Genomic DNA, 25,003 nt, shown 5'->3' with positions numbered 1-25,003 from the left:
CGCATACAAGATCCAGATGGTCTTATTTATGACATTGATTGGAAAACAGAAGAAGATATCAAACACCTCGCGTTAACATATCCAGATGAAAGACAGTTACTCATTGACTTTGTACGGAAAGAGAATGACTTTAAGCACGCTACGATGCGCACAAATAGATGTATGATACAACCTACTCATTCATCTGATATCGACAATATTGTAAGGCTATATACAGATGAACGTGTCCGTCAGTATCTCGGTGGCCCTCGTCATGTGGATGATGTGAAGAATCGCTTTAAAGAGGTTGTTCAAACGGAAGAAGAGATGAGCCATTGGACAGTCATATCCAATGAAACGAATGAGTTCCTAGGACTTGTTACTATAGATAAGCACCATTCCGGAAAAGATTATGAGATTTCTTTTCAATTTTTGCCAAAATGGTGGGGGCAAGGGTTAGCCAAGGAAGCTGTCAATGCGGTTATTTCCTATTCGTTTACACATTTAAAGCGGTCTCATCTCATGGCAGAAACGCAATCCGCCAATACACGTTCACGCAATCTCCTAGAAAGACTAGGCATGACACAGGTTGATCGATTTACAAGATTTGGTGCAGAACAGGTACTGTATAAAATTGAGCAGTAATGGAGGAATACGATGACTGGGGAAATCCGGTACAACAAGAGCTGTTTAAAGGACTATTACGTATTGTACATGATTGTTCTGGATATGTGATCGGGTAGGGGGCACTATCCGGTACGGCAACTACAGACCGGATAACTCATATGTTGATATTTTGAATAGAAGTAATCGCCATGATTGGTTGTGGGGCGGTTACTTCTTTTTGTTTACAACGACGACAATAGAAATGATCAGAGAAAAAATTAAAGATGTCTTCAACCACTCATTAAAGATTCGTCAAAGACATCTCCATTAATGCTTAAATTACCGACCGATCATAACTGACTCAATGATTGTTCGTTTAAAAGGGTGGCCTGATTGTGTTTTTCCGTCTATATCGATTGTGATATTGTAGACGGTATTTGTGTTACTGAATGTCAGGCTTTTCGATAGATCCGCCGTGCCCTTTACTGTATAAGTCTTACTGTTTCTTGGATCTTTAGTATCTGTAACTCGGTATGTCGCTGTTAAAGACTGTTCCTCAACTTGGGACGACTCCATTTCTAATTGATATGTCATTCCGTGAGAATAATCGATGCTCTCATTCCGTGCAATAAGTGAACGAGAATCATAATCGGCAGTGAGAAGGTAAGCACCATTATTTTTATTCGTGATGTTTATCTCCCATTGTCCTGACATCGGTTTGTCAATGGTCAAGGCATGATTCGTCGAGCCGGCAAAAACGCCTTCTTCATTTTGGGTGGACTGTATAGTTGGGGAGAGTGTTCTTCCACTTGGATCGATTAATCTCACTTCAGAAATGTCTCCTGATGTCATTAAATGCACGTCAACGCTTGCTACATCATTCTCAATCACCAATGGAATCGTTTCTGTGTCATGTTCCTTTAATGGTCCGCCGTGGAGCCAGCGATTTGTAGTGGCATGAGTGCTGTCATTTTTTCCTCGAGAGCTGTTTGGGTGGCCCGTTAATTGATCGCCTGATAGTTGGTTTGCAAATACTGGGAACGTAACGCCTGTTCGGATTGTTGTGTGTGTCCAATCTCCAATGGCGACCTCACTACCGCCGGGAAGCCTGCTACTAGCTGTTGTGACAACACCGTCATTTTGCCCGTACTGCCGGAGATACATCCCTCCGTACCAAGTGGATGAAAAAGCCGACCCCCAGGCTGTACCGCCTAGTGTGTAATAATCGTTATAATATGCCAATGGCTGTGTATCAATATTTGACCGAAAATTAGCCATATAACCTGTTTGCATCGCATATGTGCCATCACCCTTAGCGCCGATTAAGTCAGCAAGCCAAGATGACCATGAACTATACGCCAAATCAGCGAGCTGTGATCCGTGGTGTGGGCTGGATAGTGTGATGACATTGTCGACATAAGTCGCTGCCCCGTAATATGTGAGGGCGGTTTGTGTATCGACACCGCCTTTACTATAGGCGATTACGGTGATTGGTTTATTAAAGTGGTTCGAGATTTCTTGGATTTTATCAGCGAGCAAAGCTCCGTTATTCCACATGTCAGCTGAGGCGCCACCAGCGTCATACAATTGTATAAAAGCTGTTTGATAGCCGGCATCAACAGCTGTCTGATACATATCGTTATTTTCCCAAAAGATTTGCGCCACATTATTCAGCCCTGGTACAAACAACAACACAGGTGCATTTGGAACGGGATTTGTCGGTGTATTGCCAATGTACCATTCTCCGGGCGTTTCATTATTGCCATTGTCAACTTTTCCTGTTAGGGATATGGAATCTGATTTTTTGCCTATCACTGGTTCGGGGGGATCAATTTCGTTTGGAGAAGAGGCTATGACTGGAGAGACCATACTAAAAATAGTGAGCGTGCACACCATAAATACACATAAGCGTTTAAACGTTTTTCGCCACATTTTTCTCACTCCTTTGTCAGATGTGATATATACTTATTCGTTATATTCAATAATATGAAATTTTAATCAATGTTAAGTCAAAAGTCCCTTGACTCAGATCGTTAATGACCAATAAGATTTATTGAGAGAGTTAAATGGTAATTATTGTAAACTAAAATGGTGGTGTACATAAAAGAAGTGTTAGAGGATTAAATCCGTAAACAGAGAATGTGTTTTTTGACGGCGGTCATATGTATGAAATGACAATACAAACAAGGGGGAGCCAAATTGAAAGTAGCACGATTACTTTTAACATTAATACCGTTTATGTTGCTGGTCGCTTGTGGTAATAAGGATGTGGAGGTGACGATACCAACATTATTAGCAAAATCGGACGCTACAGATATTGACAAATTTAATTCTATGGTCCAAAAAGATGGGATTGAAGTCACTCAAAACAACAACGGAAGCTTGACGTATACGATGACAAAGGAAACGCATGCCGAAATTATGACCGAACTAGGTACGCAGGTTGATGGTATTATGGCAGATATGACATCTGGGAATGAATTTCCATCAATTCAAGATATCTCGTCGAACGAAACGTACTCTGAGTTTGTTATGTCTGTAGACCGTGAACGGTTTGAAAGTAGTTTCGATCAGCTTGGGTTACTGGGATTAGCGATGAGTGGTTTAATTTATCAACTGTTCGATGGTGCCTCTCTCGAAGAGTATCAAGTGGTTGTTAATCTGGAGGACGCAAACACTGGTGATGTATTTAATGCGATCACTTATCCTGACGCATTGAATCCGTTTAAATAATTGAGTTGAACTGTATGACATGCTGTAAGGGCTGATCTGATTGTATTTTACCGTCTACATTGATGTAGGCGGTATTTGTGTTATTGGCTTTCAGGCTTCTCGATAAGCTGGATGTGACATACATATACTAGTTGAAATTATATATTTCAATTCATTCTTTAAAAGTCACTTAGGTGATTAGCAAGCTGTGATAGAATATATAATATAATCTAAAAATAAAGCTATTGAACAAGATTTTTCTGTAATAGAGGGGGAGTAGAAAATGAATTATGTATTATTAATTGTTGCTGCAATTGCTTTGTTGTTCGCCTTGAGAAAAATATCTTTAATAAAATATTCGAAGAACACTTCCTTTTTAAGAGATGCAAAACATAATGTAATGTCGTTGTTGTGGGGGATACCGGTATTCATAGCAATAATGTTGATTCCTTATCAAGTTTGGATATTAACTGGAAGTTCTCGTTATTGGGATGGCGTTTATATCATAGGAGGTACTGCAATTTTAACGATCGCTGTTAGTTTTGTTTTCTATTATAAGTGTTCAGTGAAATATAACAGATAGACAACTTTGATTGAATAACCATAAATATATTAAGTAGAAAATGCAGAGGTACTAATCCTTTGCTTTTTTGATGTAAACAGTGTCTTTACTACCACATTTCACAACAGAGTAACAGTGATGTTGCTATGTCTTTTTCATCGAAAGGGATTATTTTAAAAATGAACTGAACAGGATAGTCTATGAAGACAGACGACACTTAAATAGTGGTGGAATCAATTTCATATGGCTTATTCTTCGGGTTTCGTATATAATAAAAGTCTCTTTTGCCCAATTTTGCTATGGAATTACAAAGATTGGAGATGAATTTATGACATTATGGGATGTGTTAATTGATGTAGGTTTTATTTCAATGTTACTTTTAGTTGGAACATTACTTAGAGCGAAAGTGAAATTTATTCAAAAACTGTTTTTACCTGCGAGTTTAATCGCCGGTTTTCTTGGGTTAATCCTTGGTCCAAATGCACTAGGGGTTATTCCATTTTCTGAGCATATATCGACATATGCAAGTATTCTGATTGCGATTATTTTCGGTGCGTTACCATTTACATCTAAAATCGTGTCGTTTAAAAAGATTATAAAGAGTGCGCGCAATATGTGGGCATTCTCTCAAGTGCTAACGATACTGGAATGGGCCGCAGGGATGCTTTTTGCATTGTTGATTCTCAACTTCTTTTGGAGTGGTTTACCAGATGGATTCGGTTTAATGCTTGCAGCAGGCTTGTTGGGCGGACATGGGACAGCTGCTGCAATTGCAACTGGATTTGGTCCTGAATGGGAAGGTGCTTTATCAGTCGGTATGACATCAGCCACCGTTGGCATTGTTGCCTCGATTGTCGGTGGAATTTTAATTATTAAAAGAGAAACGCGACGTGGTAGAACGTCGTTTATTAATGATTTCAACGATTTGCCTAATGAGTTACGAACGGGTTTAGTTGAAGAAAATAAACGTCACCCATTTGGGTTTAATACCGTTTCGTCTGCATCGATTGATCCGTTGATGTATCATAGTGGGCTCCTTCTCATGGTTGCGATGATCGGTTACTACTTAAGTCAATTTATTAACGATCTAATCCCACAAATTAGTGTACCGGTGTTTTCTACTTCATTCATTGTCGGATATATTGTGTTATTTATTTTGCGGGCGTTTAATGCGGATTATTTTTTTGATAAAAACATTTTCGAACGCACTTCTGGTACCGCGACTGATCTTTTAGTTGCATTTGGTATTGCGTCTATTAAACTGTCGGTTGTTGTAGACTATGCATTACCATTGGCCATCCTCCTCATATTTGGTATTGCCTTTGTTTATTTCATGTATGCTTTTGTTGCTCCGAAGTTTTTCCATCAGTATCCTTTTGAAAAGTCAATTTTCTGTTGGGGTTGGGGGACAGGAACCGTTGCAATGGGAATGGCGTTGCTCCGTATTGTCGATCCAGAACTGAAAAGTAAGACGCTTGACGAATATGGTCTTGCCTATATACCGATTGGGTTTATGGATATATTAATTATTGCTTTGGCTCCAATGTTAATAATAAGTGGCCAACATTGGCTATTTACTTTTGGCACCCTCAGTATCGGCTTAGCGATTTTAGTTGGTACGTACGCATTGGGCTGGTGGGGCAAGACTCAGCAAGAATAATTTTTAATGCGAGGTATCGATGCAACTGGACAAGCTGCCAGTTGCAATACTTTGCTCTACTCGATTCCTGTATTAAAATAAAGTCCATAGCATAGGGGAAAATAACAGTGTCTACACACCATTGATTGAATCATGGTTGTGTAGCATTTTTTATTTGTTTTGGAAGTCCAAATGACAGAAATAGTGTACTTGTATATACCTTTCATATTAATATAAGGGGAGACAATTATTTACAAAAGTGGTGAACCTCTTGTTTAAAATTATGTTAATTGAGGATGACGATACGTTATTTCAAGAAGTACAGGCACGCCTAGCCCAATGGTCTTATAACGTTGTCGGGGTGACGGATTTTGCGAACGTTTTAGAAGAATTTACAGTAGAGCAGCCTGATTTAGTCATTATTGATATTCAGTTACCGAAGTTTGATGGGTTTCATTGGTGTCGGTTGATTCGCTCACATTCGAATGTGCCCATTATATTTCTGTCGTCGCGTGATCATCCGACCGATATGGTCATGTCCATGCAGCTAGGGGCGGATGATTTTGTTCAGAAGCCGTTTCATTTTGACGTACTGATCGCAAAAATCCAGGCGACGCTCAGACGGGTGTATAATTACAATGCAGATACTCAGCTCGAGCTGAAAACGTGGTATGGGGCAACGGTTGATGTTGTGAAAGGTACGGTTTCTAATAACACTGGCACAATCGAGTTAACAAAGAACGAGATGTATATTTTAAAAGAATTGATTCAACGAAAAAATGAGATTGTGACGCGTCAGGAGCTCATAACAAGTCTTTGGGATGATGAACGATTTGTAAGCGACAATACGTTAACTGTTAATGTTAATCGATTGCGAAAAAAATTGGCTGACCTTGGTTTAGGTGAGGCAATCGAAACAAAGGTGGGACAAGGGTATATTGCTAAGGAAGTGACGCCAGGATGATTAAACCATTTTTAAAAGAACGCTTAAGTTGGATTGGTTTTTTTATCTTCACTCAATTTTTTGTCCTTTTGGTTGGGTATTTGGACGCAAGCATTCCGTTTAAGTCAATGCTTTATATTGTGTTTTTAACATCGCTGTTTTTTATCATGTTTATCATTGTCCGTTATCATCAGGAAACACGATTTTATCGCGAACTCAAACACCATAGTCATTCTTTTGATTTAACAACTGTTCCTGAAGCAAAGTATGCCTTTGAACGGATTTCGACGGATATGATTCACCAGCAGAACGATACATATAAACGTCAGCTTGATGAATTACATACGCGTGTGGAGCGGGATATGGATGATACACTTAGCTGGATTCATGAGGTGAAAACACCGTTGACAACGATGCAGTTGATCATTGATCGGGTAGAGGATACAGAGCTTAGGGCACAGCTGATGTATGAATGGCTCCGAATTCATTTGCTCTTGGATCAACAGCTTCATCAAAGGCGAATGCCTTTTATACGCAATGACCTTTATATTGAAAAGACAAATCTTGAGTCGTTATTGTTTCAGGAGATTAAGGCACTAAAGCTGTGGTGCATGCAAAAGGGGATTGGCTTTGATGTGAACCTTCAAGAGACAGAGGTGCTTACAGATGCGAAGTGGTTCGCTTTTATGGTCAGACAAATATTAACGAATGCGGTTAAATATAGTGAGGCCTCTGATATTGTGATTGAAGGCTGTAGCGAGAATGAGCGATGTGTTTTGATAATTGAGGATCATGGGCGTGGCATTGATGCAAAGGACCTTCCGCGTATATTTGATCAAGGATTTACGAATACAAGTGCCCATCATGACAAAGCTGCGACAGGAATGGGACTGTATTTAACGAAGCAGGTGGCTGATTCGCTCCATATTGATATACAGGTGGCGTCCACATTAGGGAAAGGAACGACATTTAAGTTGACGTTTCCGAAAGAAAATGATTTTGTCCATATTACTAGCATGTGACGAAACTGTCACATGCTTTTTAACGATTGTAATGTAAGACGAAGGAGAAAGACGCGCGACGCCGGTATGATAGGGTCATAAGGAGTGAATGACATGGCAATTCTTGAAGCAACGAAAATTTATAAGACGTATGGGAACAAATTTAATAAACAAGAGGTGCTACGTGCACTTGACTTGCAGGTGGAAAAGGGCGAATTTGTGACCATTATGGGTGCTTCTGGCTCAGGTAAAACGACATTATTGAATGTTTTATCCTCGATTGATCGTGTGAGCCAGGGGACGATTACAATTGAAAGTCAAAATTTCAATCGCCTGAAGGATAAAGCACTTGCGGAATTTAGGAAACATCATTTGGGGTTTATTTTTCAAGAGTATAATTTACTCGACACCTTGACGGTCAAAGAAAACATTTTATTGCCGCTATCGATTAAAAAAGTTTCAAAACAAAAGGCTAATGAGGCGTTTGCGGCTGTAGCAAAAGAATTGGGGATCGCAGACATTGCGAATAAATACCCTAATGAAATCTCTGGGGGACAAAAACAACGGACATCTGCGGCGCGGGCCTTTATTCATGAGCCGAGTATTATCTTTGCTGATGAACCAACAGGAGCGCTTGATTCGAAAGCCGCATCTGATTTGTTAAATAAGCTTAGTGATTTAAACGAAAAACGCCATGTCTCGATTGTAATGGTGACACATGATCCGGTGGCAGCAAGCTTTAGTCAGCGTGTTGTTTTTATAAAAGATGGACAAATTTATACCCAATTAAATAAAGGTGATCAAACACGCGACGCCTTCTTTAAAGACATTATTAAAACGCAAGCTGTCTTAGGTGGGGTTCAGCATGACCATTAATCAGATCATCTATCGCAATTTAAAAAAGAACCTTAAACATTACTATTTGTATATTTTTGCTTTGGTGTTTAGTGTTGGGCTTTACTTTGCCTTTGTCACCTTGCAGTATGACCCGGCACTGGATCAAACAACAGGAACAATCAAAGGCGCGGCGGGATTGAAAGCGAGCTCTGTTTTGTTAGTTGGGATTGTGTCAGTATTTCTGTTGTATGCCAACAACTTGTTCATTAAGCGACGCAGTAAGGAAATAGGGTTATTTCAACTTATTGGACTTACGAAGGGTGCCATTTTTCGGATATTAAGTGTGGAAAACTTAATTCTATATTTTGGTTCAATGTTAGTTGGGATATTTCTTGGATTCTCTGTTTCGCGTTTTATAATGCTGATCTTATTTAAATTGACGAGAGTTGAAGCTGTTGCAACACTGCGGTTTTCACCGGAAGCCTTGGTTCAAACGGTTATTGTATTTTCTGCCATCTATGGTCTCATCATGTTGATGAATGGTCTTTTCATTAAAAGGCAGAGCATTTTATCTCTGTTTCATGTGCAGTCAACTGCTCAACAACGCGTGAAAAAAATGACACCATTCCAGGCTGTTATCGGATTATTTGGCATTGGGCTCATTCTATTTGGCTATTATTTATCTTCTAAACTGTTTAGCAGTGAATTTCTAGGCAATCAGTTAGCTGTGGCAATGCTGACAATTTTAGCATCTGTTATATTAGGGTCGTATTTGTTTTATAAAGGATCGGTCAGTTTTATTTTCAACATGATCCGAAAACAAAAAGGCGGTTATTTGAATGTGAACGATGTCTTGTCATTGTCATCAATCATGTTCAGAATGAAATCAAATTCATTCCTGCTTACGGTTATCACAACGTTATCTGCACTTGCAATTGGGTTATTGTCGCTCAGTTATATATCCTATTATTCTGCGGAAAAAACGGCAGAGGACAACATCCCCCACCATTTTGCAATCCCGAATTCCGAAGATGCACAGTTGTTTACGGATGCATTGGCTGAAGCGGATATTGAATATACGATGACGCATGTTGATTTGTTGGAAAGTAAAGCTTACTTATCCAATATACTATCAGTGCCAGAGTTTGATGGAGATATTCAAGTGAAATTCTCTCCTGATGACGTAAAGATAATGGTGCTTAGTGAGGATGAGATAGAAGGTTTAGATCTCATGTACTCAGAAATGGTTTTCGTCAATCGCGTTGAAATGCTTGAAAAAATAATTTCCTTCAAAGATAGCGGCCAAGTGACGCTCTACGGAGAAAAGTCATCATTAAATCTGACATATAACGGTTTTAAAGATATTACGGCTATATCGACACGACTAACGGGGGCTTTTCCTGTCGCTGTTGTTGATCAGAAGGTCTATGAGGAGTTGGCGCTTGATAAAGACCCAGAAATCGAACAACAGTTCACGGAGTATGTAGGGATTAATATTAAAGATGGTAAAAACGTGAAAGCGGCTGATGAGGTTTTTCACGAATTGGATTTAAATCAAAGGGCTGGATATGAATCAAGGTATGCAGAAGGTATGTATCAAAAACAACTGCATGGTCTGACGATGTTTATAGTTGGGTTTCTAGGATTGGCATTTCTCATAACTTCAGGATGTATTCTTTACTTTAAGCAAATGGATGAAAGTGAAGATGAAAAACCAAGCTATACAATTCTTCGAAAGCTCGGCTTTACCCAGCCTGATTTGATAAAAGGGATCAGAATTAAGCAACTCTTTAACTTCGGAATCCCATTGATTCTTGGCTTGAGCCATAGTTATTTTGCGGTCAAGTCTGGCTGGTTCTTTTTCGGTTCGGAGATGGTCACACCAATGGTGATCGTCATGTTAATTTATACAGGATTGTACTCTGTATTTGGTGTGTTGTCCGTGTTGTATTACAAACGTGTTATCAAGGACGCGTTGTAAAATGGAAGATGGCTGGGACAAAGGAGATATAGTAATCAAATGAAAGTCCCAATAATATGCCACGCTCCGGAAATATACTACGCTTTCCGTGGGCGGCTGGTGAGCCTCCTCGTGCTAACGCACTGCGGGGTCTCACCTATGCCTTCCTCCCACAGGAGTCTACGTATATTTCCGGAGCTAATGTTGAGCATTGCTCGTCTTTTTGACTAAACTAATAACCTCACTATAACTTAAAAAAGAAATAGTGGGTAAGGTCACTCATTGATGGTCTTATCCACTAACCTTAGTATGTTTTTTATGGTGTGAAAATAAATGGATAACCCCTGTTTTTTCCTATGTTCACATGAGATAATGTGAGTTAATCATTTTCGAGATATTGGTAATGGGGGAACGGTTTTATGAGAGGTAAAGTGGCCTTTATAGTCGTGATGCTGACGTTTGGGAGTATTGGACTTTTTGTAACGCATATTGATCTCGCTTCGAGTCAGATTGCCCTTTTTAGGGGGGCGATAGGAAGTGTGTTTCTAATCGGTGCCAGTTTTTTTGTGAAACAGACCTTGAACTTAAAAATATCTAAACGAAATTTGCTAATGCTCGTATTATCAGGTGCAGCATTGGGATTTAACTGGATTTTTTTGTTTGAAGCGTATCAGTATACAACGATTTCCAATGCGACGTTGAGCTACTATTTTACGCCGGTGTTTGTGATGGTGCTAGCTCCTTTTATACTAAAGGAGAAGTGGACAGGGAAAAAAGGGCTTAGCATTGTTATTGCCCTTATTGGTTTGTTTTTAGTTGTTCAACCGGACGCTGGACTGGATGGTGGTGACTATCTCCATACAGTTGGTATTGGGTATGGGTTGTTAGCGGCAGGGTTTTACGCCAGTGTTATTTTAATCAATAAGTTTATCAACGGGTTATCTGATTTTGAGACGACGGTGATGCAATTGTCGATCGCTTCGATTGTTTTGTTACCGTACGTATGGCTGACAGAAGGTATGAATGTTTCAGGTCTAGATATGCAATCACTCATCTTACTCGCTATATTGGGCGTCATACATACAGGCGTTGCCTATATACTATACTTCTCAGCAATTAAACAATTAAAAGGACAGACGATTGGAGTACTGAGTTATATTGATCCGATTTCAGCTGTCTTTATGGCAGCAATCATTTTGAGTGAAAGTATGAGTTGGATTCAAGTTGTTGGTGGCATTTGTATATTAGGTTCGACATTTTTAAGTGAAATGAAAGTTGATGAGGAACATGCATAGACTGTGCGTCCTGCAAGCTGCCATATAGGTCGAAATTCATATAAAAAGAAACTTTTTAGATATACATATTATTACGCCCCCTTTTGTGGTAAAATTAGACTTTGTTGGCTGCCGATTGAGGTATGCCATTTAATTTAAGGGGGAAACAGATATGAAAAAGCTATTATTTTTAGTAGTGCCGTTTTTATTTTTAGTTGCGTGTGGCGATGAAGATGTCGAAATTAAAATACCAGCAACTTTTCTTGAATCAGAAATGACGGACTTGGATGAAACGATTGCAAGTGCTGAAGAGGAAGGCATTGAGGTTACTCAAAACGACGATGGCAGCTTGACATATACGATGTCTAAATCTAAGCATGATGAAATGATGGATGAGTTGAAAACAGAACTCGATAACACGATAGCTGAAATGACATCTAGTGATGAGGCATCATCAATTCGAGACGTTAAGATAGACAAGACGTATTCAGAGTTTACGATGATTGTAGATCGAGAAGCGTATGAAAATAGTTTTGATGGATTTGCAATCTATGGTCTTGGCATGTATGGTGTGATGTATCAAGTGTTCGACGGATCTAATGCGGATGATCAACAGGTTACGATTAACGTTGAGGACGAAGCAACAGGCGAGGTTTTCCACACGGTCAACTATCCAGAAGATATGGAATGATTTTAAATAAATAGTTTGGCAAAAATGCCAGTTTCTGATTTCATATGCGTATTGTGAATCGGGACTGGCTTTTTGTATGGTGATCATTTTGTTCATGAAGCTGACAAGGATTTGTCATATTTCCCCTTTGTGTTCATGATAAACTTGGACATTGGGAGAGGATTATATTGATGAAACAGCACACACAACAAGAGCTGTGGGAAGAAGCACGAGTGTTCATTCAGCAATGTTATGCTGAACTTGGTCGAACTGACATAGAAATAGAGGCTCGGTTAGATGATATTAAGCACGATATTCAAGAAACAGGGACGTACGTTCATACAAAAACCGAACTCATACATGGCGCTAAAATGGCTTGGCGTAATAGTAACCGATGTATTGGGCGTCTATTTTGGGAAAATCTCCATGTGATTGACGCCCGTCACGTAGACAATGCGGAAGAAGCAAAGGCAACACTTTTTGATCATATTGAATACGCTACAAATGGTGGGAAAATCAGAACGACAATTACTGTATTTCCACCGCGACGACATGAACATGTTCCACTCCAAATTTGGAATCACCAACTGATTCGTTACGCAGGTTATGAAGCTGGCAATGACATTATTGGTGATCCGGCATCGGTTGAGTTTACGAAGCAATGTGAAGCGTACGGTTGGAAAGGACAGGGAGGACCATTTGATGTGCTACCACTCGTTCTTCAAGAAAGTGGTGGAGCGCCTCAGCTTTTTGACATTCCGAGCAGGCTCATTTTAGAAGTGCCAATCGTGCATCCAGAGATACGTGGTTTTGCAGAGCTAGGGTTGAAGTGGTATGCAGTTCCGATGATATCAGATATGCGTCTGGAAATAGGAGGCATTGATTATCCAACTGCACCGTTTAATGGATGGTATATGGGAACTGAAATTGGTGCGCGCAATTTTGCGGATGTTAATCGTTATAATGTGCTGCCAAAAGTTGCTGAGTTGATGGGCTTAAATACGCGTTCCGCCAGGTCTTTATGGCAGGATCGAGCACTTGTTGAACTGAATGCAGCGGTATTACACTCTTATCATGAAGCAGGGGTGACCATAGTGGACCACCATACCGCGGCAAAGCAATTTAATAGCTTTGAGAAAATAGAAGCAGCGAACGATCGACTGGTGACTGGGAATTGGACATGGTTGATTCCGCCTGTATCACCTGCTACAACCCATATGTTTCATAAGCCATATGCAAATAAAGTGGTGAAGCCGAATTATTTTTATCAAGACAAGCCGTGGGAATAGTGATAGATGTAGGTCATAAACATAAAATAGCGTTTGAAAAAGAGGCTGGGACAAAAGAGGGGTTTATTCAAATGAAGACCCGAACAATACGACCGCTCCGGAAATATACTTCGCTTTCCGCGGGCGGCTGGTTAGCCTCGGGCCAACAGGACGTTGGTCATGAAGGCGTTGCGACAGGACGTCGCGGTCTTAGCCTTCCTTCCCCTAACGCACTGTGGGGTCTAACCTATGCCTTCCTCCCGCAGGAGTCTGCGTATCTTTCCGGAGCTAATGGTGAGCATTGTTCGTCTTTTGAGTTAAACTTTAAGTTATGTCCCAACCTCTTTTGTTGGATACACTCATGTTATTTAATAAAATATCATCGCTGCGATCGGTCCAAGAAATGATCCGAATAGCGCTGACAATGTCATTGCGATAGAGCTCATTGATGCGTCTTGTTCACCATACTCAATGGCTTTTGATGTCCCGATCGCATGTGATGCTGCTCCCAAACCGATGCCGCGACCGATAGCCGTATCGATGTGAAAGGGTTTATACAAAATGTCTGCAAACATTGCACCTGTTAGACCAGCAATGATAACAAATACTGCGGCTAGACTAGGGATGCCTCCTATTTCAGACGTGATTTGCATCGCGATCGGTGTCGTAATTGATTTTGGCAGAAATGTAAGCACGATTTGTTTTGAAAAGCCGAACAGCTGTGTGAATAATATGCCACTAGACATTGCTGTAACACTTCCTACGAAAATACCACCGATAATAGGAATCAGATTGTTTTTTAATAAATCCCGTTGCTTATAAAGTGGAATTGCTAATGCGACGACGGCTGGTCCAAGTAAAGCGTCAATCCATTTTCCACCAAGCATGTATGTGTCATACGAAATATCAAAAGTTAGAAGTAATACAATAATAGCAATGGTTGTTGTTAATATCGGAAGTAGAAAGACAGCTCTATACCTGGCATATATACGAGCCATAAACTTATATGTGACAAACGTAAGCACAATAAAAAACAGGGAAAGTCCAATCTGTGTCATTTAACGTGTCCCCCGTTTCTGCCTGGCCTGTTTTGTAAGCCATTGACTCACCCAGCCGCCAGCGGCCATGGTCATAAGTGTACTTATAACCGTGATCGGTATTAATAACAGCCCTTTACCAGCGAAAAATTCCCCGTAATTGACCACACCAATCAAAGCTGGTATGAAAAAGAGTGGTAGCACCCCTAAAAACATATACGCACCAGATTCTACCCATTTTAAAGGTATGATATTTAAGGTTAATGCAACCAACAGCAGTAATAAGCCAATAATACTCCCTGATAAAGGGAGGTCTAACAGTTCTTTAAGCCACGCTCCAACTAGAAAAAATCCAAAAAGTAGGAGCGCTTGGAGTAGTTTTTTTACGTATAACATGGTGTCTCCTTTTGTTGTACAGTTCAATTAAAGTTAAATGCTCTCGATGTCTCAATCATTAATATGGACATAATTTAAGCTATAGCACCTTATTATGAATAAGATGCTATAGCGTTTCGGAATAATGACCAGAATTTCTCATGGTCAAGACCAGAAGCAAAATGAACATTTGGTTCATTTTCTCCAACTCCAAGGCGATCGATGATGGTCATGCCGTATGTCAGATCTCCTTTTGTTTCAACGTCCACATGAACATGCTCAAAGGTAAAAATTGAAGGGTCTATTAAATGGGCAACCGTACATGCGTCATGAACAGCACCGCCTGGAAAATCAAAATGGTCTTTGTATGATTGAATGAAAAAGGCCAATAACTCAGACACGAACGCTGCAACAGGGTTATCGATTTGTTTGAGATCATTAACGGTTTCGTCAGTTGCCAACACTGTATGGGTGACATTTAAACCGAACATTTTAATCGGGACGCCACTATTAAAGACCGTTTTAGCAGCCTCTGGATCGACGTAAATATTAAACTCAGCAGCAGGCGTCCAGTTTCCGTAGGTGCCGCCGCCCATGAGCACGATTTCTTTTATGTTTTTTTTGATCGCTGGTTCTTTCACAAGTGCCATCCCAATATTTGTTAATGGGCCGGTTGGAACGAGTGTGATTGGCTCAGTCGTATGTGTAAGTTGTTCAATGATAAAATCAACAGCGTGTTGATCAATTTGTTTTGTATGTGGATTTTCTGGTAAGTCAGGCCCGTCCAATCCTGTTTCGCCATGAATTGCCTCTGCGCTTTTGACTTCTCTATACATTGGTCTGGGCATCCCTTGGGCAACGGGAACGTCGGTTAACCCGACAACATCACAAATTTTTAAAGCGTTCAACGTGTTTTTTTCTACGCTTACGTTCCCGGATACCGTCGTAATTCCGACAATTTCTAGTGGACTTATTTTTGAAGCGGCTAAAATGATGGCAATCGCATCATCATGGCCTGGATCACAATCTAATATTACGCGCATGCTTGTCACCTCTCGTTTGAATTTATGTTCTTAATTGTATGAATCGGTACTGGGCTGTTAACGTCCTCATCTATATATAAATTTATCAGTAGGCTTTACTTTAGGCAAGAAAAGCCCAGTTGGGATAAATTGCTATTTAGGTGTGAGTGTTGTTAGGTGGAGGAGGTAAGCACGGGTATTAGAATCGGCGTGGGCGCCAGAGAAATCGGCGGAAGCACGTGAGAAGTCGGCGAGAGCGTGCGATAAATCGGCGAGAACGCGAGAGGAATCGGCGAGAGCGTGTGAGGAATCGGCGAGAGCGCGCGCAGAATCGGCGAGAGCGTGTGAGGAATCGGCGGGAGCGTGCGATAAATCGGCGAGAACGCGAGAGGAATCGGCGAGAGCGTGGGAGGAATCGGCGAGAGCGCGCACAGAATCGGCGAGAGCGTGTGAAGAATCGGCGAGAACGCGAGAGGAATCGGCGAGAGCGTGCAAAGAATCGGCGAGAACGCGCGAAGAATCAGCGAGAGCGTGTGAGGAATCGGCGAGAACGCACTAAGAATCGACCAGCAGCCAAAAACGCCGAGCACCTGAAACTTGATCATTTTTTCACAAATTCTAAAATATCATCTTGACATCCAAAAACCGATCTGTCATACTAATATCAATCAAATATGGTACCTTTAATTCAGTCCTGTGAGGCTGACAAGGAAAGCGGATATGGTAGAAGGATGTGGCGTGCGCTAATGAGCGTGCGTGCTGCTTTGAGTAATCATCTCAAAGTGGATCACACCTTTATACCAGTAGTAGGCTTCTTGTCGGATACGACGGGGAGCCTTTTTTATGCTGGTCTATCGCTCTTGGTATGGTACCAAAACCAGGAGGAATGAAGAATGAAAAAAATGGATACAGAATTTTCACTGGAAGCAGTTCCATCATCACATCGAAAAGGTTTTTGGAATACGTTAGTCGTTATGCTCGGTTTAACGTTTTTCTCGGCAAGTATGTGGTCAGGTGGCGAATTAGGTCAAGGTCTATCTTTCCTACAATTTATGGCAATCGTCCTTGCAGGTAACTTAATCCTTGGTGCTTACACAGGTGCACTTGCTTATATGGCCTCTAAAACAGGATTATCAACACACTTGCTTGCACGTTATGCATTTGGTGAAAAAGGATCTTATTTATCTTCATTTATGCTCGCATTCACCCAAATCGGGTGGTTCGGTGTCGGGACAGCGATGTTTGCAGTACCTGTACAAAAGGTGACAGGTATTGACATTTACATTTTAATTGCCATTGCAGGTATATTGATGACATTTACAGCGTTTTTTGGAATGAAGGCTTTAGCAATCATTAGTTTTATCGCAGTCCCATTAATCTCAATACTCGGTGGCACATCTGTTTTAAAAGCAACTGAAACACTTGGTGGGTTAGAAGGACTTCTAAGCTATGAGCCAACGGAAGCAATTAGCTTGGCGGCAGCTCTAACAATTTGTATCGGCTCATTTATTAGTGCTGGAACGTTAACACCCGATTTTACAAGATTTGCTCGCAAAAAGCGTTCAGCTGTTGTAGCAACTGTTATTGCATTTTTCATCGGAAATACGTTAATGTTTGTCTTTGGAGCAATTGGCTCTATTGCCACAGGCCAATCAGATATTTCTGAAGTAATGTTCTTACAAAACTTAATTGTACCTGCGATCATTGTACTGGGATTAAACATTTGGACGACGAATGACAATGCATTGTATGCGTCTGGTCTTGGCCTGTCCAACATTACGAAAATCGCCAAGCATAAAATTGTTATTTTTAACGGTATTATCGGTACAATTGGTGCGATGTGGTTGTATAATAACTTTGTTGGGTTCTTAACGCTTCTTGGTTCTGCACTTCCACCAATCGGTGCGATTATTTTAGCTGATTTCTTTATCCTAAATCGTGGAAATTACAAAGCGTTTAAGGAAATGTCCTTTAAATCGTTTAATTGGATTGCGATCGTGGCCTGGGGTGCTGGTGTTGCAGCAGCGTTATGGATACCTGGCATTCCGCCAATTAACGCATTGATCAGCTCAGCAATTGTTCACGTAGCTGTTACTAAGCTAGTCGACCAAGTTTCAGAAAAAGAAATCGTATTACCAAACACAGCTCATACAGAGAAGGTGAGTCAGTAAATGTTTATTAAAAATGCCGCATTACGCGGTCGTGAAGGATTATGGGATATTACTATTCTTGAAGGAAAAATATCCGCTATTACCCCGGCGCAGAACGAAGCGCAGGACGGGGAGACCTTGGACGTCAACGGATTACTCGTCCTAGCTCCTTTTGTCGAGCCGCATATTCATCTTGATACGACGTTGACAGCCGGAGAACCGGAGTGGAACAAGAGTGGTACGCTTTTTGAAGGCATTCAGCGCTGGAGTCAACGTAAAGAGACGCTTACACATGAAGATGTGAAAACACGTGCTAAAAAAGCGTTGACCTGGCAAATTGCTCAAGGCATCCAGCACGTCCGAACACATGTCGATGTGACGGATCCGAAGCTGACGGCACTACAGGCCATGCTTGAAGTGAAAAAAGAGATGGCATCTTATGTTGACCTTCAGCTTGTCGCATTTCCACAAGAAGGCATATTGTCTTATCCAAATGGAAAGGCATTGCTTGAGGAAGCGTTAAAAATGGGCGCAGACGTGGTTGGTGGGATTCCGCATTTTGAATTCACACGCGAATATGGCGTCCAATCGATGGAGCTCGCATTTGATTTAGCAGAGAAATACGACCGTCTCGTCGACATTCACTGTGATGAAATCGATGATGAGCAGTCACGTTTTGTTGAAGTCGTCGCGAAGGAAGCGTATGAACGTGGCTTCGGTTCTCGTGTTACGGCGAGCCATACGACTGCCATGGGCTCATACAATGACGCGTATGCGTATAAGCTATTTCGTCTGCTCGGCATGTCAGAGATTAATTTTGTCGCCAATCCGCTCGTCAACATTCACCTTCAAGGGCGCTTTGATACGTATCCGAAACGTCGCGGCCTGACCCGTGTTAAAGAATTATTAGAAGCAGATATGAATGTCTGCTTCGGTCATGATGACATATTTGATCCGTGGTATCCACTTGGAACGGGTAATATGCTTCAGGTGCTTCATATGGGTATTCACGCGTCACAGCTGATGGGCTATGATCAAATTACAAACGCCATAGATCTGATCACAACGAACAGTGCGAAAACGATGCACATCGAAAAAGACTATGGCATAGAAATCGGTAAACCAGCGAATATGATTGTACTTGATGCGGTGAATGAATATGAAGCCATTCGCAAGCAAGCAGCTGTTCGCTATTCAATTCGTCACGGTCACATAATCGCCGAAACAAAGCCGAGCGAAACGACGGTGACATTTAACACAGTCGAAACGGTTGATTTTTCAAGATAACATTTAATAAGACATTTAAGCAGTAAAAACTCATGCGTGTTCAATCCAACGCATGAGTTTTTTGTTATATTATACCCAGCCGAAGCCTGTTACAACTTGAGCGATGATAAAGGTGACAATGATGGCAATGGCTGATGGTAATAAGAAAGCCATAAATGTCCATTTCCAGCTTTTCGTTTCTTTATAAATGTTAAACATGGTTGTACCACAAGGGTAGTGTAATAAAGAAAATAACATCATGTTTAATGCTGTAAGCCACGTCCAGCCGTGATCCAAGAAGATCAGCTTTAGCTCGGAAAGATTTGTGACTTCGATAAGAGATCCAGTTGATAAATAACTCATCAGTAAAATCGGCAAGACAATTTCATTAGCTGGAAAGCCAAGAATAAAGGCCATTAAAATATAACCATCTAATCCAAGTGCCTGTGCAAAAGGATCAAAAAATCCAGCAATATGTTCAAGAACACTCACATCTCCAACAAAAACATTTGCCAAAATCCACGTTACAAGTGATGCTGGTGCGGCAATAATGACAGCTCTCTTCAAAACAAACCAAGATTTATCAAGCGTTGCCCGAACGATTGTGTTCCAGATTTTTGGCTTTCGATATGGCGGAAGCTCTAAGGTGAAATGGGTTGGCACCCCTCTTAACAGTGTTTTAGACAATGCCCAGGACACGACAAGTGTTGTAGCGATTCCAAATAAAACAATGCCAACGACAACTCCAGTCGAAACCAACGTATTCATGCCACCCGTAAATCCAGCAGCCATAAACAATCCTGCCATTAAAATCAATAAAGGCCAGCGCCCATTACAAGGGACGAAGTTATTCGTTAAAATGGCAATCATTCGCTCGCGTGGGGATTCTACGATACGTGATGCCATAACCGCAGCAGCATTACAGCCGAAGCCCATAGCCATTGTTAATGATTGCTTTCCGTGAGCACCGGCATTTTTAAACATCCTGTCCATATTAAATGCAACACGAGGTAAATAGCCGAAGTTCTCTAATAAGGCAAACATTGGGAAGAAAATAGCCATTGGTGGCAGCATAACACTGACGACCCAAGATGTTCCTCTGTAAAAGCCTTCTACTAAAATGCCATATAGCCAATCAGGTGCGTGCATCCACGTGAACAAGACTGCTAGCCAATCTTCACCCTTTGCAAAGGCGGATGCAATCATTTCACTTGGGACGTTTGCGCCAGCAATTGTTAAATAAATGACGACCCCTAACATTAAAAACATTATTGGGAAGCCGAATGTTTTAGAGGTAACGATTTTATCAAGATTTTCATCAATCCATGATATCTTCTTATTGGATCTTTCAACGGCTGTGTTTGTCAATTCCTGTGATGATTGATAGATACGTGTAACGATATGATCGCGAACCTCATCGGATGACTGACGTGCGTGGTCATGAAACAATTGATCTAATTGTGAAAGCTTTTCACTAGTATTAAGCGCCATGACTCACACCGCCTTGTTTCAATTCCAAATCAGATTTTATTTGAGAACTCCTTTGAATATATGCTTTTAACGCATCAAGTAAATGTTGATCACCGTCAATTAATCTCAAAGCGATCCATCTGGAGGGGAAGTGATCGCCAAATAATTGTTTGATTTTAGGCTCCAATGCCTCAATTTCTGTTTCAACAGTATTGTCATAAGCAATTTGATAGGGACACGTCTCGATTGTTCCATCTGCCATTTGATCAATCGTTTTCAGTAATTCAATAACCCCGACCTTTTCTCTAGCCGATATTAAAACAACGGGTACGCCGAGTTGTTCTGATAGCTTCTTTTGATCTACTGTAATTCCTTTACGTCTTGCTTCATCGATTAAATTCACACAAATGATCACGTTAGAGGTCATTTCTAACACCTGCAGGGCTAGATTCAAGTTTCGTTCAAGTGAAGTGGCGTCGACAACAACTAATGTGATATCCGGCTTTTCAAAAATAATGTAGTCTCGTGCGACTTCTTCATCAGCTGAGTTGGAATATAAAGAATATGTCCCTGGTAAATCAATGACCTTGTATGAGTGCCGGTCTGTCTCAAATTGACCTTCAGCTCTTACAACGGTTTTACCAGGCCAATTCCCTGTATGCTGCTTTAACCCTGTTAAAAAGTTAAAAAGTGTACTCTTTCCGGTATTGGGATTTCCTGCTAATGCGATGTTTTTAGTCATGATGATCGTCTCTCCTCAGCAGATCGTTTCTTTCCAGTTATTAAGACACTTTCTTCTTGTCTTAGTGCCACTTGAGTTCCGCATACTTTATACGCAATCGGATCTCCTAATGGACTTTTTTGATTAAGCTCAACAACCGCACCTGGTACAAATCCTAAATCTAACAATCTTCTACGCATAACGCCTGTTAATTGAATAGAGGTTATTTCTATGTGATCGCCAGCTTGAAATTGATTAATTGGTTTAGCTTTCTCCATCGTGCTCTCTCCTTTGATCTAGGTGTAAAGAGTTGCATTAAGGCAAAATTGCAACAAAAAAATATCTATCATTTTATTCAAGGATATAATTGTTTCAGGTTACTATATATGTTAAGTATAAAACAAAAAGATGGTCTAGGGCAAACTATTTTCTGTGAACAAATTTTGAAGTGTAATAGTAGGGGGAGTAGAGTTGCCGTTATCGTTAGGGTAAAATAGAATTAGTTTCCTGAATCATTTTGTTTGTGTATCATAACAATCATTATGTTTTGTGTTTAAATCGTTTGGAAGCAGCAAAGGGGGAAGGGGAGAAATGATGGAACAGCTGATCAATGATATTAAAAATTGGATTCAAGCGACAGAGGATCGAATCATTATTGGCATATCGGGGCATGGAGCTGCGGGAAAAACGACTTTTGCACATCAGTTGATTTCTCAGTTAAATGCGTACAGCGTTAATTATCTTAATACAGACCCTTATATTGTGAGTTCAGGCATTCGAAAACAAACAAATTTGTCTTATACATATGAGGGAGATCGGCATCATTATAAAATGACAGCGTGTCATCCAGCAGCACATCAACTATCCTCGTTAGAACGCGATATTCAAATGGTTAGATCGGGTTTGGATTTCTTTACGATTGATACAGATTATTTGGAGCGTCAATTAATATCTGGGGAAAATCAATTGACCTTAATAGAAGGCATGTGTGCAGCTTTTATCGATCCGGATATGTTTGATTTAACGATTTATTTTTATACAGATGACGACACTGAATTAATGAGACGATCTAACCGTGATACAAATGAAAGAGGAGCGGATCTTGCTGATGTCCAGCAGTCACATAATGAACGACGCATTCAATATAAATTGTTTATGCATCCATATCGTAATAGGTTTGATGTCATTATAAAAACGTCCCATGAAGAAGTGTCAATTGAAAAATATGCTTTTAATTTTGACAGATATTAATAGGTTAAATTGTGCCAGACGTCCGGTTAGTTGTTCAAGGCTCTTGAATCAACGAGCGAATGTCTGGCACAACTTTTATTTAAAGATGGAATTTGGTAAGAACGCAGACACGAGCCAGTTTGGTGCATCAACAATTTCGTTTATACGGAGATCAACTGCAACACTACAGAGCATGTATGCCTCTTCGTCAGTTACCCGATATGTGTCAACAATGTGTTCTATCATATAACGAATCGCATTTTGTGATGCAGCATATAGATCGGGACCGTGTCCGGTTGTGACGTAATACCCTTGACTATCCGCTTCTGGTGTTGGTGGACCAGGTATTTCATAACGTGGTTCTGCGATGGTTTTACCTTTATGGAGCTTGAAACGGATGGTGGTCTCCATAGACGCTTCAATTGCCGTGCCACATACTTCACCATCGCCTTGAGCTGCGTGTGTATCTCCAATCGAGAAAAGAGCACCCTCCACCCAAACAGGTAAATAAAGCTTCGTTCCTCTTGTTAAATGACGAATATCCATATTGCCGCCATTTTTACGTGGAGGTACGACACTAAAATTGCCTTCCTCAGGTAATGCAACTCCGATTGTTCCGGGAAATGGCTTAATGGCTAAATTGATGCCTGGCAAAAATTCAGCTTTATGTCTATCGGCCAGATTGAATGTTTTAATCGCTGGTTGCTTAAAATCATCTGCGAGCAAACCAAACCCAGGTATAATGGCTGTCCATCCCCAGTCTAACTGTTTGAAGTCAATCATTTCAATTTCAAGTGTGTCACCTGGCTGTGCGCCCTTTACGTACACGGGCCCTGCAACTGGATTGACCTTTTCAAAATCAATGTTCAGAACATCGGCAGCAGTAGACTGTCGTGAGAATTGACCGCCTGACGACTCGGTAATTTCATAACTGACAGTTTGGCCAGAATCAACTTCCGCAATTGGCTTGAAATCCCTATCCCATCCGTAATGCTTATGGGCGTTGAAATCATGAATGGTCATATGCGTATGCTTATGATGGTGAATTGACATGGCAACACCACTCCTTTTTTATGATGATGTTAATCTAGCATTAGAGCTTAACATAGGCTGTAATGGTTAAAATATAACAATATTTCTAAAAATAAGCAAATCACCTTTGGGACAGCTATGGTATTTTTTGAAATAACCTTGGTGGGTATCCGTGGAAAACAATTTGTTATTCCCAAAATAGGGTATGTACTAAAAAACAAGTAGGCACTCATCTGAGTGAAAGCCTACTTGTTCTTAGCGTGTTTAAACTGAAGCCTCATAAATAGATTTGACTGCTTGTTCCAAGGTAGCATTAAATTGTTGGTCGGTTTGATTGACGTTTAAATCTTGAGCTAATGCTCGGGAAAAGCTGGCGATGAGACCGTTATTTGCTTTTAGTTTTTCGTTCGCTTCTTTTGTAGAATATCCTCCAGAGAGCGCAACAACTCGAACGACATTCGGATGAATGATGAGTTCCTTATAAAGGTTTGTTTGAGTTGGTATTGTTAATTTCAGCATAACGTGTTCATGATCGTTTAACGCATTTAGCTGGTCTAAGATTTCGGCTTTGAGCGTGTCTTCACAGGCTTCTTTTTCGGGGCTGTGAATGTCGACCTCTGGTTCAATAATAGGAAGTAGATCAGCGGCAATAATGCGTTTACCTATTTCAAATTGTTGATCGACAACAGCTTTAATGCCGTCTTGATTGGCGTGTTTAATAACCGATCGCATTTTTGTACCAAATATATGCCTGTCGTTGGCGCGCTGCAATGTGTTCTCAAGGTTTGGAATCTGCTTCATAAGTTGAACGCCATTTTTTTCTTCTGCCAACCCTTTATCAACCTTTAAAAATGGTACGATGCCTTTTTTTTCGGCTAAGTAATCACCAGTGTATAATCCTTCTATTTTACGATCCATTGTTTGTTCAAATAAGATAGCACCTATAATATAGTTAGAGTCAAAAGCCGGGGAGGTCATAATTCTTGTTCGCATGTCATGAACCAAGTCGAACATCTCTTCTTCGTTCGTATAAGCATGTTTCGGAATACCATAAGCGGCAAGGGCTTTTGGTGTACTACCACCGCTTTGATCAAGGGCTGCGATAAAACCGTTCGCCATTTTTACCTTTTCAAGTTGATTATGTTGCATAACACCACTCCTCTGCTTTAGTATAGTTTTTAGAAAGTGATACATATAATTTAATTGTAGCATTACTTAGAAAATAGTTACACCCTTCAAATTAGAACAG

General features: G+C 40.7%; 24 protein-coding genes. 14 read left to right on the top strand and 10 right to left on the bottom strand.

Annotated elements, in window-relative coordinates:
• The first annotated feature begins 162 nt into the window (after nt 1-162).
• Nucleotides 163-624, top strand: coding sequence for a GNAT family N-acetyltransferase (locus HPC67_RS02570; RefSeq protein ID WP_246569671.1), 462 nt, complete (start codon nt 163-165; stop codon nt 622-624).
• Nucleotides 625-924: 300 nt separating this feature from the next.
• Here the strand turns inward: HPC67_RS02570 and HPC67_RS02565 are convergent, their stop codons facing one another.
• Nucleotides 925-2,517 (bottom strand): esterase/lipase family protein, encoded by a 1,593-nt coding sequence (locus HPC67_RS02565; RefSeq protein ID WP_246569586.1) that lies wholly within the window; start codon nt 2,515-2,517, stop codon nt 925-927.
• Between the two features lie 267 nt (nt 2,518-2,784).
• Here HPC67_RS02565 and HPC67_RS02560 point away from each other — a divergent pair, with 267 nt between their 5' ends.
• The 10 genes from HPC67_RS02560 (at nt 2,785) to HPC67_RS02515 (ending at nt 13,472) form a co-directional block, all read left to right on the top strand.
• Nucleotides 2,785-3,318 carry a hypothetical protein gene (locus tag HPC67_RS02560; RefSeq protein WP_217585863.1) on the top strand — a complete coding sequence of 178 codons (534 nt, stop codon included), beginning with the start codon at nt 2,785-2,787 and terminating at the stop codon, nt 3,316-3,318.
• Between the two features lie 262 nt (nt 3,319-3,580).
• Nucleotides 3,581-3,880 carry a hypothetical protein gene (locus tag HPC67_RS02555; protein WP_217585862.1) on the top strand — a complete coding sequence of 100 codons (300 nt, stop codon included), beginning with the start codon at nt 3,581-3,583 and terminating at the stop codon, nt 3,878-3,880.
• 307 nt (nt 3,881-4,187) lie between these two features.
• Nucleotides 4,188-5,519: a sodium/glutamate symporter gene (locus HPC67_RS02550; RefSeq protein ID WP_217585861.1), complete on the top strand. Its 1,332-nt coding sequence runs from the start codon at nt 4,188-4,190 to the stop codon at nt 5,517-5,519.
• 250 nt (nt 5,520-5,769) lie between these two features.
• A complete protein-coding gene (locus HPC67_RS02545; protein ID WP_217585860.1) occupies nt 5,770-6,462 on the top strand; it encodes a response regulator transcription factor in 693 nt (230 codons plus the stop codon).
• Nucleotides 6,459-7,463 carry a sensor histidine kinase gene (locus tag HPC67_RS02540; RefSeq protein ID WP_217585859.1) on the top strand — a complete coding sequence of 335 codons (1,005 nt, stop codon included), beginning with the start codon at nt 6,459-6,461 and terminating at the stop codon, nt 7,461-7,463. Before HPC67_RS02545 ends, HPC67_RS02540 begins: the two co-directional genes overlap by 4 nt.
• 93 nt (nt 7,464-7,556) lie before the next feature.
• Nucleotides 7,557-8,318, top strand: a complete 762-nt coding sequence (locus HPC67_RS02535; protein ID WP_217585858.1) for an ABC transporter ATP-binding protein — start codon at nt 7,557-7,559, stop codon at nt 8,316-8,318.
• Nucleotides 8,308-10,260, top strand: coding sequence for an ABC transporter permease (locus tag HPC67_RS02530; protein ID WP_217585857.1), 1,953 nt, complete (start codon nt 8,308-8,310; stop codon nt 10,258-10,260). Before HPC67_RS02535 ends, HPC67_RS02530 begins: the two co-directional genes overlap by 11 nt.
• 398 nt (nt 10,261-10,658) lie before the next feature.
• Nucleotides 10,659-11,534, top strand: a complete 876-nt coding sequence (locus tag HPC67_RS02525; RefSeq protein WP_217585856.1) for a DMT family transporter — start codon at nt 10,659-10,661, stop codon at nt 11,532-11,534.
• A gap of 151 nt (nt 11,535-11,685) precedes the next feature.
• A complete protein-coding gene (locus HPC67_RS02520; RefSeq protein WP_217585855.1) occupies nt 11,686-12,204 on the top strand; it encodes a hypothetical protein in 519 nt (172 codons plus the stop codon).
• A gap of 170 nt (nt 12,205-12,374) precedes the next feature.
• Nucleotides 12,375-13,472: a nitric oxide synthase oxygenase gene (locus tag HPC67_RS02515; protein WP_217585854.1), complete on the top strand. Its 1,098-nt coding sequence runs from the start codon at nt 12,375-12,377 to the stop codon at nt 13,470-13,472.
• 347 nt (nt 13,473-13,819) lie between these two features.
• Here the strand turns inward: HPC67_RS02515 and HPC67_RS02510 are convergent, their stop codons facing one another.
• The 4 genes from HPC67_RS02510 to HPC67_RS02495 all read right to left on the bottom strand — a co-directional run bounded on the left by HPC67_RS02510 (nt 13,820) and on the right by HPC67_RS02495 (nt 16,490).
• Entirely contained in the window at nt 13,820-14,509 is a 690-nt protein-coding gene (locus tag HPC67_RS02510) for an LrgB family protein (RefSeq protein WP_217585853.1), read from the bottom strand.
• On the bottom strand, nt 14,510-14,884 hold the full coding sequence (locus tag HPC67_RS02505) for a CidA/LrgA family holin-like protein (RefSeq protein ID WP_217585852.1): 375 nt from the start codon (nt 14,882-14,884) through the stop codon (nt 14,510-14,512).
• Nucleotides 14,885-14,976: 92 nt separating this feature from the next.
• A complete protein-coding gene (locus HPC67_RS02500) occupies nt 14,977-15,906 on the bottom strand; it encodes a nucleoside hydrolase (protein ID WP_217585851.1) in 930 nt (309 codons plus the stop codon).
• Nucleotides 15,907-16,058: 152 nt separating this feature from the next.
• Entirely contained in the window at nt 16,059-16,490 is a 432-nt protein-coding gene (locus HPC67_RS02495; RefSeq protein ID WP_217585850.1) for a hypothetical protein, read from the bottom strand.
• Between the two features lie 288 nt (nt 16,491-16,778).
• Here HPC67_RS02495 and codB point away from each other — a divergent pair, with 288 nt between their 5' ends.
• Entirely contained in the window at nt 16,779-18,056 is a 1,278-nt protein-coding gene (gene codB, locus HPC67_RS02490; RefSeq protein ID WP_217585849.1) for a cytosine permease, read from the top strand.
• A complete protein-coding gene (locus HPC67_RS02485; RefSeq protein WP_217585848.1) occupies nt 18,057-19,322 on the top strand; it encodes a cytosine deaminase in 1,266 nt (421 codons plus the stop codon).
• A 69-nt stretch (nt 19,323-19,391) separates the two neighbouring features.
• On the opposite strand, the gene HPC67_RS02480 is transcribed toward HPC67_RS02485, so the two are convergent.
• From HPC67_RS02480 to HPC67_RS02470, 3 genes are read right to left on the bottom strand one after another with little or no spacing between them, the layout of a single operon-like run.
• Nucleotides 19,392-20,792, bottom strand: a complete 1,401-nt coding sequence (locus HPC67_RS02480; protein ID WP_217585847.1) for a nucleoside recognition domain-containing protein — start codon at nt 20,790-20,792, stop codon at nt 19,392-19,394.
• Nucleotides 20,782-21,513: a FeoB small GTPase domain-containing protein gene (locus tag HPC67_RS02475; protein ID WP_217585846.1), complete on the bottom strand. Its 732-nt coding sequence runs from the start codon at nt 21,511-21,513 to the stop codon at nt 20,782-20,784. Before HPC67_RS02475 ends, HPC67_RS02480 begins: the two co-directional genes overlap by 11 nt.
• Nucleotides 21,510-21,770: a FeoA family protein gene (locus tag HPC67_RS02470; protein WP_217585845.1), complete on the bottom strand. Its 261-nt coding sequence runs from the start codon at nt 21,768-21,770 to the stop codon at nt 21,510-21,512. Before HPC67_RS02470 ends, HPC67_RS02475 begins: the two co-directional genes overlap by 4 nt.
• A 316-nt stretch (nt 21,771-22,086) precedes the next feature.
• Between HPC67_RS02470 and HPC67_RS02465 the strand changes: the two genes are divergently transcribed.
• Entirely contained in the window at nt 22,087-22,743 is a 657-nt protein-coding gene (locus tag HPC67_RS02465; protein WP_217585844.1) for a uridine kinase family protein, read from the top strand.
• A gap of 75 nt (nt 22,744-22,818) precedes the next feature.
• Here HPC67_RS02465 and HPC67_RS02460 read toward each other — a convergent pair whose 3' ends face one another.
• A complete protein-coding gene (locus HPC67_RS02460; RefSeq protein WP_217585843.1) occupies nt 22,819-23,775 on the bottom strand; it encodes an acetamidase/formamidase family protein in 957 nt (318 codons plus the stop codon).
• 243 nt (nt 23,776-24,018) lie between these two features.
• Complete coding sequence (locus tag HPC67_RS02455) at nt 24,019-24,903, bottom strand: fructose bisphosphate aldolase (RefSeq protein WP_217585842.1); 885 nt, start codon at nt 24,901-24,903, stop codon at nt 24,019-24,021.
• Nucleotides 24,904-25,003 lie beyond the last annotated feature (100 nt).

Source organism: Lentibacillus saliphilus (assembly GCF_019093865.1).
In the GTDB taxonomy this organism is placed as follows: domain Bacteria; phylum Bacillota; class Bacilli; order Bacillales; family Amphibacillaceae; genus Lentibacillus_B; species Lentibacillus_B saliphilus.
This window is presented reverse-complemented; position numbering and strand designations above follow the sequence as displayed.

Bases quoted from the DNA above. Each gene is read 5' to 3' on its own strand.
- HPC67_RS02455 (WP_217585842.1), bottom strand. From the start codon at position 24,903: ATGCAACATAATCAACTTGAAAAGGTAAAAATGGCGAACGGTTTTATC.
- HPC67_RS02505 (WP_217585852.1), bottom strand. From the start codon at position 14,884: ATGTTATACGTAAAAAAACTACTCCAAGCGCTCCTACTTTTTGGATTT.
- HPC67_RS02515 (WP_217585854.1), top strand. From the start codon at position 12,375: ATGAAACAGCACACACAACAAGAGCTGTGGGAAGAAGCACGAGTGTTC.
- HPC67_RS02465 (WP_217585844.1), top strand. From the start codon at position 22,087: ATGGAACAGCTGATCAATGATATTAAAAATTGGATTCAAGCGACAGAG.
- HPC67_RS02530 (WP_217585857.1), top strand. From the start codon at position 8,308: ATGACCATTAATCAGATCATCTATCGCAATTTAAAAAAGAACCTTAAA.
- HPC67_RS02525 (WP_217585856.1), top strand. From the start codon at position 10,659: ATGAGAGGTAAAGTGGCCTTTATAGTCGTGATGCTGACGTTTGGGAGT.
- HPC67_RS02520 (WP_217585855.1), top strand. From the start codon at position 11,686: ATGAAAAAGCTATTATTTTTAGTAGTGCCGTTTTTATTTTTAGTTGCG.
- HPC67_RS02535 (WP_217585858.1), top strand. From the start codon at position 7,557: ATGGCAATTCTTGAAGCAACGAAAATTTATAAGACGTATGGGAACAAA.
- HPC67_RS02555 (WP_217585862.1), top strand. From the start codon at position 3,581: ATGAATTATGTATTATTAATTGTTGCTGCAATTGCTTTGTTGTTCGCC.
- HPC67_RS02470 (WP_217585845.1), bottom strand. From the start codon at position 21,770: ATGGAGAAAGCTAAACCAATTAATCAATTTCAAGCTGGCGATCACATA.
- HPC67_RS02565 (WP_246569586.1), bottom strand. From the start codon at position 2,517: ATGTGGCGAAAAACGTTTAAACGCTTATGTGTATTTATGGTGTGCACG.
- HPC67_RS02475 (WP_217585846.1), bottom strand. From the start codon at position 21,513: ATGACTAAAAACATCGCATTAGCAGGAAATCCCAATACCGGAAAGAGT.
- HPC67_RS02460 (WP_217585843.1), bottom strand. From the start codon at position 23,775: ATGTCAATTCACCATCATAAGCATACGCATATGACCATTCATGATTTC.
- HPC67_RS02540 (WP_217585859.1), top strand. From the start codon at position 6,459: ATGATTAAACCATTTTTAAAAGAACGCTTAAGTTGGATTGGTTTTTTT.
- HPC67_RS02495 (WP_217585850.1), bottom strand. From the start codon at position 16,490: ATGATCAAGTTTCAGGTGCTCGGCGTTTTTGGCTGCTGGTCGATTCTT.
- HPC67_RS02510 (WP_217585853.1), bottom strand. From the start codon at position 14,509: ATGACACAGATTGGACTTTCCCTGTTTTTTATTGTGCTTACGTTTGTC.
- HPC67_RS02500 (WP_217585851.1), bottom strand. From the start codon at position 15,906: ATGCGCGTAATATTAGATTGTGATCCAGGCCATGATGATGCGATTGCC.
- HPC67_RS02480 (WP_217585847.1), bottom strand. From the start codon at position 20,792: ATGGCGCTTAATACTAGTGAAAAGCTTTCACAATTAGATCAATTGTTT.
- HPC67_RS02550 (WP_217585861.1), top strand. From the start codon at position 4,188: ATGACATTATGGGATGTGTTAATTGATGTAGGTTTTATTTCAATGTTA.
- HPC67_RS02570 (WP_246569671.1), top strand. From the start codon at position 163: ATGATACAACCTACTCATTCATCTGATATCGACAATATTGTAAGGCTA.
- HPC67_RS02485 (WP_217585848.1), top strand. From the start codon at position 18,057: ATGTTTATTAAAAATGCCGCATTACGCGGTCGTGAAGGATTATGGGAT.
- codB (WP_217585849.1), top strand. From the start codon at position 16,779: ATGAAAAAAATGGATACAGAATTTTCACTGGAAGCAGTTCCATCATCA.